This window comes from Bacillus sp. TSO22, assembly GCF_020223595.1.
Classification (GTDB): domain Bacteria; phylum Bacillota; class Bacilli; order Bacillales; family Bacillaceae; genus Bacillus; species Bacillus inaquosorum.
This window is the reverse complement of record NZ_JAHAWO010000011.1, coordinates 65,074-81,348: the sequence shown is the minus strand read 5'-3', so window position 1 is coordinate 81,348 and position 16,275 is coordinate 65,074. Positions and strand designations below refer to the sequence as shown.

The 16,275-nt window shown below is 45.6% G+C and carries 15 protein-coding genes, 4 tRNA genes and 1 pseudogene; 5 read left to right on the top strand and 15 right to left on the bottom strand.

Annotation, left to right across the window (positions count from 1 at the left end; genetic code table 11):
• The first annotated feature begins 5 nt into the window (after window positions 1-5).
• Complete coding sequence (locus KHQ79_RS12745; RefSeq protein ID WP_225515432.1) at window positions 6-506, top strand: PepSY domain-containing protein; 501 nt, start codon at window positions 6-8, stop codon at window positions 504-506.
• A 2-nt stretch (window positions 507-508) separates the two neighbouring features.
• Here KHQ79_RS12745 and KHQ79_RS12740 read toward each other — a convergent pair.
• The 14 genes and pseudogenes from KHQ79_RS12740 to dnaB form a co-directional block, all read right to left on the bottom strand.
• Window positions 509-633: pseudogene (locus KHQ79_RS12740) on the bottom strand (hypothetical protein); the annotation flags it as partial.
• Between the two features lie 19 nt (window positions 634-652).
• Entirely contained in the window at window positions 653-1,855 is a 1,203-nt protein-coding gene (htrC, locus tag KHQ79_RS12735) for a serine protease HtrC (RefSeq protein WP_225515430.1), read from the bottom strand.
• An 81-nt stretch (window positions 1,856-1,936) separates the two neighbouring features.
• Window positions 1,937-2,731, bottom strand: a complete 795-nt coding sequence (locus tag KHQ79_RS12730; protein ID WP_003236518.1) for an MBL fold metallo-hydrolase — start codon at window positions 2,729-2,731, stop codon at window positions 1,937-1,939.
• Window positions 2,732-2,751: 20 nt separating this feature from the next.
• Entirely contained in the window at window positions 2,752-3,594 is an 843-nt protein-coding gene (gene walI, locus KHQ79_RS12725; protein WP_003236521.1) for a WalRK two-component regulatory system regulator WalI, read from the bottom strand.
• On the bottom strand, window positions 3,581-4,948 hold the full coding sequence (gene walH / locus KHQ79_RS12720) for a WalRK two-component regulatory system regulator WalH (RefSeq protein ID WP_060400078.1): 1,368 nt from the start codon (window positions 4,946-4,948) through the stop codon (window positions 3,581-3,583). Before walH ends, walI begins: the two co-directional genes overlap by 14 nt.
• The gene (gene walK, locus KHQ79_RS12715) at window positions 4,938-6,773 is read right to left on the bottom strand and encodes a cell wall metabolism sensor histidine kinase WalK (protein WP_225515428.1); all 1,836 of its coding nucleotides are present in this window, start codon (window positions 6,771-6,773) and stop codon (window positions 4,938-4,940) included. Before walK ends, walH begins: the two co-directional genes overlap by 11 nt.
• A gap of 7 nt (window positions 6,774-6,780) precedes the next feature.
• A complete protein-coding gene (walR, locus tag KHQ79_RS12710; protein WP_032731843.1) occupies window positions 6,781-7,488 on the bottom strand; it encodes a cell wall metabolism DNA-binding response regulator WalR in 708 nt (235 codons plus the stop codon).
• A gap of 385 nt (window positions 7,489-7,873) precedes the next feature.
• Window positions 7,874-7,946: transfer RNA gene (locus tag KHQ79_RS12705), tRNA-Phe, on the bottom strand.
• 35 nt (window positions 7,947-7,981) lie between these two features.
• Window positions 7,982-8,058, bottom strand: a tRNA-Asp gene (locus tag KHQ79_RS12700).
• 81 nt (window positions 8,059-8,139) lie between these two features.
• A tRNA-Glu gene (locus tag KHQ79_RS12695) sits at window positions 8,140-8,211 on the bottom strand.
• A 9-nt stretch (window positions 8,212-8,220) separates the two neighbouring features.
• Window positions 8,221-8,296 (bottom strand) — tRNA-Lys (locus tag KHQ79_RS12690).
• Between the two features lie 223 nt (window positions 8,297-8,519).
• The gene (gene purA, locus KHQ79_RS12685; RefSeq protein WP_003236530.1) at window positions 8,520-9,812 is read right to left on the bottom strand and encodes an adenylosuccinate synthase; all 1,293 of its coding nucleotides are present in this window, start codon (window positions 9,810-9,812) and stop codon (window positions 8,520-8,522) included.
• A 205-nt stretch (window positions 9,813-10,017) separates the two neighbouring features.
• On the bottom strand, window positions 10,018-10,437 hold the full coding sequence (locus tag KHQ79_RS12680; protein ID WP_225515426.1) for a VOC family protein: 420 nt from the start codon (window positions 10,435-10,437) through the stop codon (window positions 10,018-10,020).
• Window positions 10,438-10,553: 116 nt separating this feature from the next.
• Complete coding sequence (gene dnaB / locus KHQ79_RS12675; protein WP_003226923.1) at window positions 10,554-11,918, bottom strand: replicative DNA helicase; 1,365 nt, start codon at window positions 11,916-11,918, stop codon at window positions 10,554-10,556.
• A gap of 169 nt (window positions 11,919-12,087) precedes the next feature.
• Between dnaB and KHQ79_RS12670 the strand changes: the two genes are divergently transcribed.
• On the top strand, window positions 12,088-12,288 hold the full coding sequence (locus KHQ79_RS12670) for a DUF2188 domain-containing protein (RefSeq protein WP_003236532.1): 201 nt from the start codon (window positions 12,088-12,090) through the stop codon (window positions 12,286-12,288).
• 47 nt (window positions 12,289-12,335) lie between these two features.
• On the opposite strand, the gene KHQ79_RS12665 is transcribed toward KHQ79_RS12670, so the two are convergent.
• Entirely contained in the window at window positions 12,336-12,539 is a 204-nt protein-coding gene (locus KHQ79_RS12665; RefSeq protein WP_003236534.1) for a hypothetical protein, read from the bottom strand.
• A gap of 120 nt (window positions 12,540-12,659) precedes the next feature.
• Between KHQ79_RS12665 and KHQ79_RS12660 the strand changes: the two genes are divergently transcribed.
• The 3 genes from KHQ79_RS12660 (at window position 12,660) to KHQ79_RS12650 (ending at window position 16,267) form a co-directional block, all read left to right on the top strand.
• Window positions 12,660-12,803, top strand: a complete 144-nt coding sequence (locus tag KHQ79_RS12660) for a YycC family protein (RefSeq protein ID WP_003236536.1) — start codon at window positions 12,660-12,662, stop codon at window positions 12,801-12,803.
• Window positions 12,804-12,875: 72 nt separating this feature from the next.
• On the top strand, window positions 12,876-14,084 hold the full coding sequence (locus tag KHQ79_RS12655; RefSeq protein WP_003236539.1) for a CynX/NimT family MFS transporter: 1,209 nt from the start codon (window positions 12,876-12,878) through the stop codon (window positions 14,082-14,084).
• Between the two features lie 116 nt (window positions 14,085-14,200).
• Window positions 14,201-16,267: an ArnT family glycosyltransferase gene (locus tag KHQ79_RS12650; protein ID WP_225515424.1), complete on the top strand. Its 2,067-nt coding sequence runs from the start codon at window positions 14,201-14,203 to the stop codon at window positions 16,265-16,267.
• Window positions 16,268-16,275 lie beyond the last annotated feature (8 nt).

Here is a 16,275-nt window from a genome sequence, read left to right as displayed (position 1 = left end):
TAAAAATGAATGTGAAAATATTTTCAGCGACTGCCTTAGGCGCTGTTATCTCAATTAGTTCCTTATCTTCCGCACATGCGGCCGTTCTGCATAAAGAGGACACTGCTAAAGTCCAAACACAGCAGCAAGCTTCTATTACGCTTTCTAAAGCGAAAACTGTGGCATTACACAACTGCAAAGGCGCGGTTCAATCAGCACAAATGAAGAAAGCAGACGGCGTTTATGTCTATGTCATTAAAGTGCTCGGTGAGGACGGCAAAGTTCACACCTTCAACGTCAACTGCAGCAGCGGAAAAGTCGTCAAGCATCACGTTGAAAACAAACAAGCCGCAATCACAAAAGCAAAAGCTCAAAGCATTGCGCTGAACAAATGCAAAGGCACAGTAAAATCTTCTGCATTGAAGAAAGAAAATGGCATCTATGTGTACATCATTAAAATCTCAGTTAGCAACCACACGGAACAAACCATTAAAGTAAACGCTGAAAACGGAAGCATTTGCAGCTGACAGGCATTGCCTGCTGTTTCACGTGTAACACCCATCTTGTATTTTTCTTCATATTCGATATATCCTTTTTCAACTGAACGGGCGTGACCCTCGTTCAGTTTTTTTACATGAAAAAGCAGTCTGGCAACGGTGCCAGACTGCTTTTGTTAACTTCCTAATTGGTCTGCGGAGGAGAGCTTAATATCAACGGATTTTTCTTTTCCGCCGCGGTAAAACCTCACCTTCACCCGGTCACCGACTTTTTTCTGATAAAGCCGTTTCCGCAGATCAACAATATCATTTACTTTGTGTCCGTCAAATTCCGTGATGACATCCAGTTCCTTAAGCCCTGCTTTTCCGGCAGGTGAAAAGGCGTCTACACCCATCACAACCACGCCATTGGTGACATCCTTAGGAAGCTTCAGAGTTTCATCCCAATGATAGCTTGCGATGTCGCTGAGCGATTTCATTTCAATGCCAAGGAACGGTCGTTTGACTTCGCCGTATTTCTCCAGATCCTCTATCACCGGAATCACAAGCTTAGACGGAATCGACAGGCCAATCCCTTCAACCGCCGACTCGGCAATTTTCATTGAATTGATACCAATGACTTTCCCGTCCATATTTAACAAAGCGCCGCCGCTGTTCCCAGGGTTAATGGCCGCATCTGTTTGCAGGACTTCTGCGTTCCAGTCAGGCTGTCCGTCATCGTTTGAATCCACTGGAATTGCCCTCTCCGTACCTGAGATGACCCCCTGTGTGACAGAGCCTGCAAACTCAAGGCCTAACGGGTTGCCAATCGCAATAACCGGCTCCCCTGATTTCACTTTATCTGAATTTCCGAAGTCGGCGACTGCTTTTATTTTATTGCTTTTCACCCGTAAAACAGCCAGGTCCATCAGCTGGTCGCTGCCGACAAGGTCAGCCGATACACGCGAGCCATCTTTCAGGCTGATTTCAATTTGGGAAGCGCCCTCGATAACATGATGGTTGGTCACGACATAAGCAGAGTTGTCATTTTTCTTATAGATGACGCCTGAGCCGCTCCCAGCCTCGCCGCTCTCTCCCCAAATATCTGATTTTTGGATGTTCACAACACCGACAACGGCGGGCGACACATTGCTGACAATCTTGGTGACGGCGTTGTTGACACTGACATTCACCGTCCTGATTGATTCTTGGCCATTGTTGTTCTGCTGCTGATCTAAGGCGCCCGTATCTAACCCTTCATTTGACAGGTACGGCATGATAAACGCCATTAATACGGCACCGACAATCACGCCAATCAGACTAGAAAGGAAATATCCTTTTTTGCTTCTCTTTGGCTGTTCAGGAGTAGTATGTTCTTCCTCACGATCGTAATCCACCATATTCCATCCTTTCCAAGAACGTTAATATGGTTATATTGTGGGTTAGAAACTCCTATAATAGTCATGATTTACATAGAAAAATTATACAGCGCAAAGCGGCGTGGCCTTCTTCGGATCGGTGTCATACAAATCAAATGTCTCACCCGTCACAAACCCTTTAGAAGCTAATGTCTGCTGCACAGACATTCTCGCCAGCTCCTTCATGTTGTTGTCCTGGCTCAAATGTGCCAAGTAAATTCGTGACGTCTCATCGCCAATGACATCGGTCATCGCCAAGGCAGCATCTTCATTTGAAACGTGCCCCACGTCACTTAAAATCCGCCGCTTAATGCTCCACGGGTATCTTCCCATTTGCAGCATACCGACATCGTGATTGCTTTCAAACACAAACACATTCGCTGACCGGATGATCCCTTTCATCCGGTCGCTGACGTATCCCGTATCTGTCATTAATGCGAGCTTTCGGCCGTTATAATGGAATACATAAAACATGGGTTCCGCCGCGTCGTGAGAGACGCCAAACGATTCCACGTCAAGTCCGCCGAACGACTTCACCGTCTCCATCGGAAACACAAATTTTTGATCGGTGTCTATTTTGCCGATATGGTTCTCCATCGCTTTCCATGTCTTCTCATTCGCATAAATCGGAAGCTTGTACTTTCTGGCGACCACACCGAGTCCCTTAATATGGTCACTATGCTCATGCGTCACAAAAATGCCGTCTACATCATCCAGCTTACGCCCGATCTGCGCCATCAGTCCATCCATGGCTTTCCCGCTCAAACCGGCGTCCACTAAAAATGCGTGATCCTCTGTTTCGAGGTAAAACGCATTTCCCGTACTCCCGCTCGCAAGTACGCTAAATTGCAAGCTCATGTCTGTTCACTCCATTATTTTCATTGATCTGTATCTAAAATCGTACTCTCCAAAGCATTCACAGTAAAATACTCTTGTACTGTCTTTTTCTCACCGTTCACCTTTTTATCGTACTCGACCGTAATTCTCCATACCGGTGCCAGCACCTGCGTACTTGTCAGCGGATATTGTGCTACGTAGCCGAATTTACAGCTCTTCACAGTGCTGTATTCTTTTAATTGATTTTGATAGTACAATAGCTCAACCGCATCCATTTCAGTGATTAAGCTTTCTTTCTGAATTTGCTTAAAGGTCTCAAGCGTTGTCTGGTCGTACGACACAACCTCGTTTTTAGCGTTTAAGTGCAGCACCACTTGCCCGATCATATTAGAGGAATTGTCGGTCTTCTGGTAAATATAATGACCTTCATACGTTTGGAAGAAAACAATTTCTTTCTTCGATTTATCAACCTTCCAAAGCTTATATTTTTCGCCGTCTTGGATTTTCGAAGAAACAAGCGTCTGAGCATCGTCCTCGATATTCTTCTTTGATAGGGCGATCGGATTCGTGAACTTCATTTTCAGGCTCGTTACTTTATGATCATCACTAGGCATGTCCATCAAAGGCTTTTGATCCTTCAGCGCCTCAATTTCCTCCTTGGTGAAGGTCTTTTGATTTGCTGTGATCCGGTAGCCTTCTGTCGCTTCCTTATTCAGGCCTTCATACGTGATATGGTCGGCCTTCATATCATGCTCGACATCATTTTTAATGACCTCATATTCCTTGCTGGTCGCCTGCCATTTTTGAAAAAACTGATAACCTAAGAAAATATCTAAAATGAGGAAGGCAACGATGAAGATTGATTTTGTCTTATTCCACTCCACTGTTTGCCCCCTCCTTCATCAATAAATCCTTTGTGATCGGCACAATTTTTCCATTTACTTTCATCGCCCAGACCGGTTCCAGTTCAACAAGAGGATCATCGTTGGTTGATGTTGATACCAATTGATAAGCAAGGAAGATCTGATCAATTTTGTCCGTATCATAAGCGGTTTGTTTGGCAAGCAGCATCTTCACCTCGCTGCCGCTCATCAGCTCTGTCTCACTTGTTTTAATCGGGTTCGTTCCGAGACTGTAATTCGGCCGCTTATAGCTGAGAATATCATCGTTCGCCCACTGCACCGTAATCGCCGATGTCGCTCCGAACGGTTTGGCGGTGCTGTTAATGACCGGCATCTGATCCATAAAGATATAGAAGCTCAGCTGCTGGCTGTCATTGATATTGAAAAATTGATAGTGATCCGTCCAGCTTCCCGTATCCTCAAGGTATTTTTGGCTCTTTTTGATTAATTCACCTGTTTGATAGGATGTGCTCTGCACTAAATTGCGCTGCTGGAATTGCACCTGGCGCTGGCTTAGATTCACATCTAACCGGCTGATCCCATCTGTCAGCACATTTCTGTTGTTGTAATTCGAATCTTCCCTTACAATGCTCGGATCGCTGAACAAAGCCTGCTTAAAGGTGTTAGTTTTAATCGATTCTGTGACAAATTCTTTTTTGTCCATCGTAAGCGGTTTGTTCGGCAGCAGGAATTCTTTTTTAGAGCCAATTGAGAACAAACTGTACGCCGGCATGTTTGATTGCCTGTTTTCCAAGTCGTTCATAATGTTCCGGTAGTTTGCCGATTCAACGGTCACTTCCAGAATGAGCTGTTTGCTGTAAGACACCAAATAAATTTTCTTGTTCGCTTTAGTTTCATTAAACGGAATCAGAATATGATCAAACGAACTATATTCAAACGACTGATTCGACCATTTAAACAGCGTTTGGAATATATCAATAGGAATCGTGTCACTGAATTGCAAGTCAAGCTTCGCTTCATAACCGCCTATTCCATAAAACCAGCTCTTGAATCCAACCTTGTCATACTGATCAGAGATATCTTTAATTCCTTTTACATCCCAATGCGGCAAGTCAGACCAGACTTCTTCATAGAGAGCTTCATCTTCCACTTTATAATGAGCGCCGTCATCATGGATAAACATTTCCCTTGGCCTTACCGTTTCAGACAGCTTTTGGGTGTTTTTTTCGATTTTATGCTTCTCACGCACAGTAGACTCTGTTGATGATGAGCCTTCAGAAAAGTTTGGCTGGAACGTCCATATCCCCCACGTAAAAACAAGACTGATGACGACGAGTACCGTAAGTAATATCGTTTTTATATTTTCACGCTTCATCCCAATCATCCTCTTGTTCCTCTTTATATGGAAGAGTAAATGTAATCGTCGTGCCTTTTCCTTCTATGCTGTCCGCCCAAATATCTCCGCCGTGCGCCTGAACCATTTCTCTTGCAATCGCCAGCCCCAGGCCGGTGCCGCCAAGCTTTCTCGTTCTCGCTTTATCAACCCTGTAGAAGCGGTCAAAGACTTTTTCGACATCTTTTTTCGGAATTCCGATCCCTTCATCCTTGACGCTGATATAGAGGAGTTCTTCCTCTTCATTTACATCAATTGAGAACGTGACATGTCCGCCTTCCGGTGAGTATTTTAAAGCGTTGGAAATAATATTATCGAGCACCTGGGTAATTTTATCCTGGTCAATCTCGACGTACAGATTTCTGTCCGGCAGATTGCGGATAAATTCCACATGCTGTTCTTTTGTCATTTCAAAACGGTCAATAATAAGCGACATAAACCGGACAATCTGAATCCATTCCCGGTTGAATTGATAATCCTTGCTGTCAAATTTCGAAAGCTGCAGCAGGTCATTGACAAGCCGGATCATACGCTCTGTTTCATTTTGCGTCACCATTAAGAAACGCGGGGCAATGTCTTTATTTTCCCACGCGCCTTCAGCTAACGCCTCCAAATAACTTCGCATTGTCGTGAGCGGCGTCCGCAGCTCGTGTGATACATTCGCAACGAATTCCCTGCGTTCCTGATCCATTTTCTCTTGCTCGGTTACATCGTAAATGACAGCAATTAAACCATCGATTTTGCCATGTTCCCTCTGAATCACAGAGAAATTCACGCGAAGCACCGTTAATTGATCATCGCGCTCAATTTCAAGCAGCATAGAATCCTGCTGCTCTACTAAATCTTCAAATGTATAATTCTCTTGAATCCCCAGCAAGCTCGTAATCGGCATTTCTAAGGCTGTTTCACGTGAAACGTTCAGCAGCTCCAGCGCCGGGCTGTTTAAGAGAATAATCGCTCCGTTTCGATTTGTTGCGATAACGCCGTCTGTCATATAGGCAATAACAGAGGCAAGCTTTCTGCGCTCTCCTTCCGTCATCGCCTGGGCATCTTCAAGCTCTCTCGTTAAGTGATTAAACGTGGTGGCGAGCTGCCCAATTTCATCATGTCCATACTTTTTAACCTTCCTCGAGAAGTTCCCTTTCGCAAGCTCCATCGCCTGCTTTCTCATATCCGAAAGCGGATGGGTAATGGTTCTTGCCAGAAAAATACCGAGAAGGGCCGTCAAAACGAGTGCCAAACCAGTGCCGGACGCCAGTATCGTGTTGATGGTCTTCATTTGATTAAAGACCTCTTCCATACTCGCGACAACATAGATCGCGCCGACAACCTCTTGGTTTTCAGTCATGACGGGCTTCGCGGAAATGAGGACTCTGATTTTGCTTTTCGGGTCATAGTACTTTCTTAAATACGATTGTTTAGTAGAAAAAATTCTTTTAAAGATCAGATCGGTTGTTTGTTTCCCTGCAACTTCCTCACCATACGGTTTTGAAGAACCGACCACTTCATAGCTTTTATCTACAAAACTAATTTCCCGAACCTCATCACTTTTCGTGAAGTCATTCAAAATACGGCTGACGTCATCCTTGATGACGGTGCTGTCATTTTCGCTTTTATATTCTTGTTCGATATAGTAAGAAAGGTTGTCGATTCGCTGATTCAGCGATTGTTCATAAGAGCTGATCAGCGACTTCTCTACCTGATTGACAAAATACACACCAATGATTTGCATTGCAATGATAATCAAAAGCACATAAATCAAGGTAATCTTAAATTGGATCGACCGAAAAAAACCAACCTTATTCATATGGGCATTAGTCCTGTTCTGGGTTTCTCAAGTAATAACCTACGCCGCGGCGTGTGACGATCCAATTTGGATGGCTCGGGTTGTCCTCGATTTTTTCACGAAGCCGGCGGACTGTTACGTCAACCGTTCTGACATCGCCGAAGTAATCATATCCCCAAACGGTTTGAAGCAAATGTTCACGTGTCATCACTTGTCCGATATGTTTTGCTAAATAATGAAGCAATTCGAACTCACGATGAGTCAATTCGATTGTTTCATCTCGTTTTGATACGACATACGCGTCAGGGAAGATGACGAGAGAGCCGATATGAATCTCGTTAGAGGACGACTCTTCCTCCGCAGGCGCTGTTGTCAGCTGACGGCGCAGGTTCGCTTTTACACGTGCCAGAAGCTCGCGTGTGCTGAATGGTTTTGTGACATAGTCATCAGCGCCGATTTCAAGCCCGATGACCTTGTCAATTTCTGAATCCTTTGCCGTCAGCATAATGATCGGCATATCATATTTCTTTCTGACTTCACGGCACACTTCAACGCCGTCTTTATTAGGAAGCATAATATCTAAAAGAATTAAATCAGGCTGAAGCTCTTCTACCATTTCAACGGCTTCATTTCCGTCGTGAGCACAGTGCACTTCATAGCCTTCTTTTCTTAAGTTAAATTCCAATATATCTGCAATCGGTTTTTCATCATCTACTACAAGGATCTTTTTATCCATCATTTTGATTTTCCTCCTGCCGAATAACTTCATTTCATCTATATAACATTCGTTTCATCACTTATGGCCCATGTAAACAATGGGTCCTTGTCTATTATAACGGTTTAAGGTCAAAAGATAAAAAAAATAAAGGTTTAGAAAAAAAACACATGTTTCACCTTTATCCTCCAATTGTTTATCTTTTGTCATGCTGGTCAACTTTTTTTAAAAAAGATAACTTTACTGAAACCTCCCCTCACCGGAGTGCGTCTTTATCAATGACGTCTTCTTCTTTGAGCCGGCCGCAGGGCCGGTTCTCCCTTTTTCTTCTATTATAACACTCCTCATGTTTGCCTTTTTCCTAAAAGAAAAAAACGCACCTACGATTGCAGATGCGTTTGGTAAGTGGCTCGGGACGGAATCGAACCGCCGACACACGGATTTTCAGTCCGTTGCTCTACCAACTGAGCTACCGAGCCAAATGTTTTATTTTTCTCTACTAAGTAAAGTAAAATGGCGGTCCGGACGGGACTCGAACCCGCGACCTCCTGCGTGACAGGCAGGCATTCTAACCAACTGAACTACCGGACCTTACAGTAATTGCCCGGAGAGCTGTCGTGTCAGCTCTCACAGACAAATAAGGAATTTAGCAATAACGCTAAAGTAAATCAATGACCCGTACGGGATTCGAACCCGTGTTACCGCCGTGAAAGGGCGGTGTCTTAACCGCTTGACCAACGGGCCTTCACGAAATGGTGAGCCATGAAGGACTCGAACCTTCGACCCTCTGATTAAAAGTCAGATGCTCTACCAACTGAGCTAATGGCTCTTAAGATGTCGGAATTTCCATAGAGCAAACGACTTGGATTATGTTCTCATCTTGTACTCTATTGAAGCAGTTTCCGTAACAACGAGATTTATAATATCACGAACAAATAGAAGTGGCAATAACTTTTTTGGTTTTTTTTCATATTTTTTTCTCAGACCAACTTATCTGCGGCTTTCAAACAAAAAACAAGCCCCTATATCAGGGGCTTGCAAGCATATTCTATTTAGTTCGCGCGGTACACGCTGCGAAGGACATTTGTTTGTGAACGGTCTGGACCGACAGAGAAAATAGAAAGCGGAATGCCTGTCAGCTGAGACACGCGCTCAAGATAGTGGCGCGCGTTTTCCGGAAGCTCGCTCAAGCTCTTCGCACCTGTGATATCCTCAGTCCAGCCCGGCATTTCTTCATATACCGGCTCACATTCAGCAAGTGCTTTAAGGCTTGCTGGGAATTCTTCAATGATTTCGCCTTTGTAGCGGTACGCCACACAGATTTTCAGCGTTTCAATTCCTGTTAAAACGTCGATTGAGTTCAAAGAAAGATCTGTAATTCCGCTCACACGGCGGGCGTGGCGGACAACAACGCTGTCAAACCAGCCGACACGGCGCGGACGGCCTGTTGTTGTTCCATATTCGCGTCCGACTTCACGGATTTGATCGCCGATTTCATCTTTCAGCTCAGTCGGGAAAGGACCGTCGCCGACACGAGTCGTATATGCTTTTGATACACCGACAACGTGCTGGATTTTGGTCGGGCCGACACCAGAACCGATCGTGACACCGCCGGCAACCGGGTTAGATGACGTAACAAACGGGTATGTTCCTTGGTCAATATCGAGCATAACCCCTTGCGCGCCTTCAAACAATACACGGCGCCCTTCATCAAGAGCATCATTTAAGACAACAGATGTATCGCAAACATACTTTTTAATCTGCTGGCCGTACTCATAATATTCGTCTAAGATATCCTCAATTTTAAATCCATCTGTCTCATACATTTTCTCAAGCAGACGGTTTTTTTCTTCAAGATTGCGTTCAAGCTTCTCCGCAAACGCGTCACGGTCTAACAAATCCGCGATGCGAATTCCGATGCGGGCTGCTTTATCCATGTAAGCAGGGCCGATCCCTTTTTTCGTTGTGCCGATCTTGTTGGCCCCTTTGCGCTCTTCTTCCACCTCATCCAATTTCAAATGATACGGCAGAATGACATGAGCTCTGTTGCTGATTCTCAGGTTATCTGTACTGACGTTGCGCTCATGAAGATACGCAAGCTCTGTGACTAATGCTTTCGGATCTACAACCATTCCGTTTCCGATCACACACGTTTTATCCTTATAGAAAATTCCTGACGGGATTAAGTGAAGCTTGTATGTGATTCCGTCAAACTTGATTGTATGCCCTGCGTTATTTCCGCCTTGATAACGGGCGATCACTTCTGCATTTTCTGACAGGAAATCTGTGATTTTACCTTTCCCTTCATCGCCCCATTGCGTACCTACTACAACTACTGAAGACATGTCCGTGCACCTCCGTTAACCTTTCAAAACGATTCTATTCAAACAAATCAAGTTTATCAGTGAAGAAACAGAAAGTCAATTGTAAATCCGAACATTAAATTATTGTAAATCTATATTCGTTCGCTTTCATTCGTTTTATAAGCGTTTTCTCACCGTTTTGTCATAAAAAGCTCGTGAAACTTTCATCCTTTAGCACAAAAAAGAATCACTTGCCTGATATTCCTTTTGTATTCATAAAAACGACTCGCCAGCCATCCGGATCCTCTATCGTCACGCCGCCATGGCTCCAGTACGGATTCTCAGATTCGACCTCTTGATAGCCCATGTGTCTCAGCCTTGAAGTGATTGCTGTCAGTTCATTCGCATTCGGCACATAAAAAACGAGGAGGCTGTCGGGGTGGGGAATGGGAGCGGCGCTATCCCCCTCATGCTGGGTGAACTCCAAATGATAATCCGCATGAGGGAGGCCGAACATGACACCGTCATACCCATTATGCTTCGAAAACTCTCCTATTCGTTTCAAGCCCAGCCCTTCTTCATAAAAACGAATGATTTCATTAAGCTGGCCCGTAGGCCGCGCAATCCGTATTTGCGCTGCATGAAAATATGAAAAACGATTTCCCATATTACCATCTCCTTTTTGCACCATTTTATTAAAACGCTTTCAAATTTACATCGGCTGAGCAGACGATATTTCTTCCATCCTTTGAATGAAAAAACCCCAAGATCAGCTCTTGGGGGTTATGCGCCAGGCGGAACACCTGCGTCATCAAAACGCCGTTCCAGGTTGACGAATTTATTGTATTCTTTTACGAACGCAAGAGACACGGTTCCTACCGGGCCGTTACGCTGTTTGGCAATAATGATTTCGATAATATTTTTATTCTCGGTTTCTTTGTCATAGTAGTCATCACGATAAAGGAACGCAACAATATCCGCGTCCTGCTCGATACTTCCTGATTCCCGGATATCAGACATCATCGGACGTTTATCCTGACGCTGCTCAACGCCCCGGGAAAGCTGAGAAAGCGCGATAACAGGGACTTGCAGCTCCCTGGCGATCGACTTCAGTTCACGGGAAATTTCTGATACTTCCTGCTGACGGTTATCCTTTGAACGTCCGCTTCCCTGAATCAATTGCAGATAGTCGATCAAAATCATGCCAAGTCCGCTTTCCTGCTTCAAGCGGCGGCACTTGGCGCGGATTTCACTCACGCGGATTCCCGGTGTATCATCAATGTAAATCCCGCTGTTCGACAGGCTTCCCATCGCCATCGTCAGCTTGCCCCAATCCTCTTCCGTCAGGTTGCCGGTACGGAGATTCTGGGCATTGATATTTCCCTCGGCACAGAGCATACGCATAACGAGCTGCTCTGCCCCCATCTCTAGACTGAAAATCGCTACGCTCTCGTCGGTCTTGGTTGCCACGTTTTGTGCGATGTTCAGGGCAAAGGCTGTTTTTCCCACTGACGGACGGGCAGCCACAATGATCAAGTCGTTGCGCTGGAACCCGGCAGTCATCCGGTCAAGCTCAGTAAACCCTGTCGGAATCCCCGTGATATCGCCTTTTCGATTGTGAAGCTGTTCGATATTGTCATATGTTTGGACAAGGACGTCCTTAATATTTTGGAAGGCACTCGTATTTTTGCGCTGCGCCACTTCCATAATCGTTTTTTCCGCTTCACTGAGTAAATCCTCAACCTCATCCTCACGGGTATACCCGTCTTGAGCAATGGTTGTCGCTGTTCTGATCAATCGGCGAAGAATCGATTTTTCCTCAACGATTTTCGCATAATATTCTATGTTAGCCGCTGTCGGCACCGAGTTTGCGATATCTGTCAGATACGAAATGCCGCCCACTTCTTCCAGCAGGTCTGTGTTCGCAAGCTCTGATGTAACCGTCACTAGATCAACCGGTTCACCTCGGTCTCCGAGCACCAGCATCGCATTATAGATTTTTTGGTGGGACATTCTATAAAAATCATCTGGAATCAATACTTCTGAAGCCAGTGTTAAAGCAGACGGCTGTAAAAAAATAGCGCCTAACACGGCTTGTTCGGCTTCTATATTTTGCGGAGGAAGCCGATCATTTAGAAGGTCTGTCATGCTAAGCACCGTCCTCTCATTAAAAAATCTCCAAACTCCATTCTACCATTTCTGCAGAAAAAAAATAGAAAAATTGTCTGTTTCCTGTTTTTTTCAGTTAGCCGATTGGGTCGTTTCGGACAGTAACAGGGCGGGAAAAATGCAATAAAACGTGAGGGAGGAATGAAAGATGATAAAAAAATATGCGGTTACACCCAATGTCGATGCGGACGGCTGGTTTATTAAGGTGGAGAATGTGGCGCCGACAGCTTTGTATACATCTAAAGACGCCGCAATTGAAAAAGCCAAACAGGTGGCAAAGGAAAACAGCCCGGCAAAGCTTGTGATTTATGACCAGTTTAAAAATGTGGAAGAAGAACACTCATTTTAATGAATGAAACCCTTCGCTGCAGCGGGGGTTTTTTAGCGGATATCAGCTTATTTCATCCATTTGAAGCCTGTGTGCATCATCAGATCGGCCGCCTTTTGATACAAATCCCACTCCTCGAACGAAGCACATTTCCCCATCAGCTCCTGAAGCTTTAGCCTTACTGCTATATATTCTTCAAAAGTGACAGCTTTCTCAGTGTCTTTTTGGTGTTCCTTCAGCATTTGTTTTAATAATGACAACGGTGCATGCATAAGACCCCTCCTTTCCTCTTTTATAACGGGCATTTTCGGATTGCTCCATTCCTTTGTTACATCTTCTTACATTTCACACCTGATTCTTGTACAATGGACAGAAGAGAGGAGGGATCTTTTGTGAGACCTTTGCAAATTTCCGCTGAAACTGCACAAAAGCTTGCAGAGTCCTTGAATCTGCCGCTTGAACAGATCATGCATATGCCTCAGCATATTCTGCTTGCCAAAATGGCTGAATTGCAGAAAGAAGAAAAACAATCGTAGCATTCGTTCGCATACTTGCTTTCATCTTACGGAATTATAATTAGTATATGTTAGAAAGAAGGAGTAACTGCTTTGCCACATCCACAAAATAAAAAAATCCAATCGTTTTGGCTGATCGCCGGCATTATCTTTATCGCGTTTAACTTACGGCCTGCGATCACTTCAGTCGGTCCGGTCATCAGCTCTATCCGGGCAGAGCTGCACATGTCCAATGGGGCAGCCGGGTTTTTGACCGCACTCCCACTGCTTTCGTTTGCCATTCTTTCTCCGCTTGCGCCTAAGGTTGGACAGCGCCTCGGAAATGAGCGAACCTTGTGGCTTGGTCTCATGATACTGTTTATCGGCGTTTTGATTCGTTCTACCGGCTATACTGCCGCTTTGTTTTTCGGAACGGCACTCATCGGAGTCGGAATTGCGATTGGCAACGTACTTTTGCCAAGCTTAATCAAACATAAATACCCTGAAAAATCAGGGATCATGATCAGCCTGTATACGACATCAATGAATATATTCGCGGCTTTAGCATCGGGTATCAGCGTTCCTTTAGCAACCCAGATGGATGGCGGATGGAAGCAGGCCTTTCTCTTATGGGGCGGGCTGGCTTTCCTTGCATTGCTGATTTGGATACCTCAGCTGCGCCATCGGGATACGGCAAACCAGGCGATGAAGCTTCAATCAAGTTCCATATGGTCTTCCAAAATGGCATGGCATGTCACCATCTTTATGGGACTCCAATCATTTTTATTCTACAGCAGCATCGCTTGGTTTCCTGAAATTCTCCGTTCCCACGGGATTGATACGTCAACAGCCGGATGGATGGTATCACTCATGCAATTTGCGAGTCTGCCTTCCACTTTTCTGACACCTGTTTTAGCAGATCGCTTGAAACATCAGCGCGGCATTGTTGCGGGACTGACCGCAGTCTATCTGATCGGCCTATGCGGATTATTAGCGGGTGGCAGCCATACACTGCTTGCCATCTGGATGGTGATTATCGGTATCGGACAAGGCTCAAGCATTAGTCTGGCGCTCACCTTGATTGGTCTCCGCAGTGAAAATGCCCAGCAAGCCGCGGCACTGTCAGGCATGTCTCAGTCATTCGGCTACCTGCTTGCGGCCGTCGGTCCAATCTTTGTCGGCTATCTTTTTGACCAGACGCATTCATGGACAATGCCGATTGTGCTTCTGATTGCTGCCCTGATCGTAATGGGTGCAGCCGGGCTGGGAGCCGGACGAGATCGATACATTCTTCAGACAGAGAAACAAAGAAATTCAGCATAAAAAGCGGGGAAGATCTCTCCGCTTTTTTCTATGAAATTCTTCGAATATTTATGGTTTATTCATAAGTTTTTCATATTTGTTTTTTACAATAAGACACCATAAAGAGGTGAAAAACAATGAAAACCAAACGATTCGACTTAGTCCTTATTCTTATTTTGCTTGCAGCGGCTTTTCTGAATACGTATCACATTTGGCAGGATGACACAGCGAACCAATACTATTTGGCGGCTGTGAAAAGCATGACGCAAAGCTTCCACAATTTCTTCTATGCGTCATTTGACCCTTCTGGATTTGTAACAGTGGATAAGCCGCCAGTTGTGTTATGGATTCAAACGATTTTCGCACTGATTTTCGGTGTTCACACGTGGAGTGTGATTCTTCCTCAGGCTCTCGCGGGAGTTGGATCTGTAATCCTTCTCTACAGAATGATCAAACCGGTCTTTGGAATCGGGGCGGCCCGCATTGCCGCGCTTGTCATGGCACTGACGCCTATCGCAGCAGCTGTCAGCCGGACAAACAATATTGACAGTATGCTGGTCTTTACCTTATTGCTCGGTTCAGCTTGCCTGCTTCGGGCAGTGAAACAAGGCAAGCTGATTTGGCTGCTGACAGCATTTAGCCTGATTGGACTCGCCTTTAATATGAAAATGATGCAAGCGTTTATGGTATTGCCTGCATTTGTGTTATTCTACCTGATTGCATCTCGGGTTTCTCTGAAGAAAAAAACCGGGTCTCTGATTCTGTCTCTTGTCCTTCTGACAGGCCTTTCGATCTCATGGGCGGTTGTGGTGGATTCAACCTCATCCTCCAGCCGGCCGTATGTAGGAAGCAGCCAGACCAACTCAGTGTTAGAACTGGCCTTCGGCTACAACGGCACCGAGCGGCTGCTTGGACAAACCACTGGCCTTGCACAAGGTGATATCAATGCAGCTGGCGGCGGTAACATGCAGAATCATAACACCATGCAAGCGCCAAACAGCAGCGAATCATCTGGAAACAACAAGCTTGACGGAAGCGCTGCTAATCAAAACGGGAATCATTCACAGGCGCCTCAGCCGCCTACCGGACAAAACGGCACCTCCAATGGCGGCGGAGGCACACCTCCAACAGGAAATAACGGACCTGGAAACGGAGGGCCTGGCGGCGGAAAAAGCATGAATATGTTCGGCACTGGCGATGCAGGACCGCTTCGTCTCTTCCAATCGGCACTCTCCGGCCAAATCAGCTGGATGCTTCCATTCGCATTGATCGGATTGCTGGGCGGAATCGTCAGCTGGTACCGTGATCGCCGCGGACAGGCAGCTGAAATGAAAGAAACGATATTCTGGGCGGCTTGGCTCGTTCCAGTGGCTGGTTTCTTCAGCGTCGCAGGATTCTTCCACCAGTATTATTTGATTATGCTGGCACCTCCGATTGCCGCCCTTTCCGGTATCGGATGGCATACGATGTACCGCTTATACAAAAACAATAAAGACTGGGCCAGCTGCCTGCTGCCGGCAGCCGTTCTGATCACAGCTGCATTCCAGGTGTATATTCTGAGCGCTTATACAAGCCAAATCGGCAGTGTATGGATGTATGTCCTGGGACTCTCAGGACTCGGCATCACCCTTGCGCTTCTGATGCTTAAACGCAGCCATCCGTTCAGCAAGCAGCTGACTATCATCAGCTTATGCGTTCTGCTGCTCACACCGGTCTACTGGTCAGCTACGCCGCTTCTATACGGAGGCAACAGCGTCCTTCCTGAATCGGGCCCGCAGCTCAAAAGCTCAGCAAACGGCGGGAACATGTTCTCCTCAGAGGTTGACACCGGACTCCTGTCCTATCTGAGAAAGCACAATACCGGCGAAGAGTATCTATTTGCTACTTTAACAACTGTAACGGCTGCGCCTTACATCATCCATGAAAATGAATCCGTTATGGCAATGGGCGGATTTAACGGCACAGATCCCATTCTGACTGTATCCAAACTGAAAAAGCTGGTCAAAGAAGGCAAAGTGAAATACTTCCTTCTTTCAGGAAATAACTCAGGTAACAGCGAACTTGTTTCCTGGATTAAGAAAAACGGAAAAGAAATATCCTCTGACGAGTACAGCAGTTCCTCCAGCAGCACAAACAGCAGCCAGCAAGGCATGAGAGGAGGACCTGGCGGAGAAAGCCAGCAAACTCTTTATCTCGTGGAATAAAAAAGAGG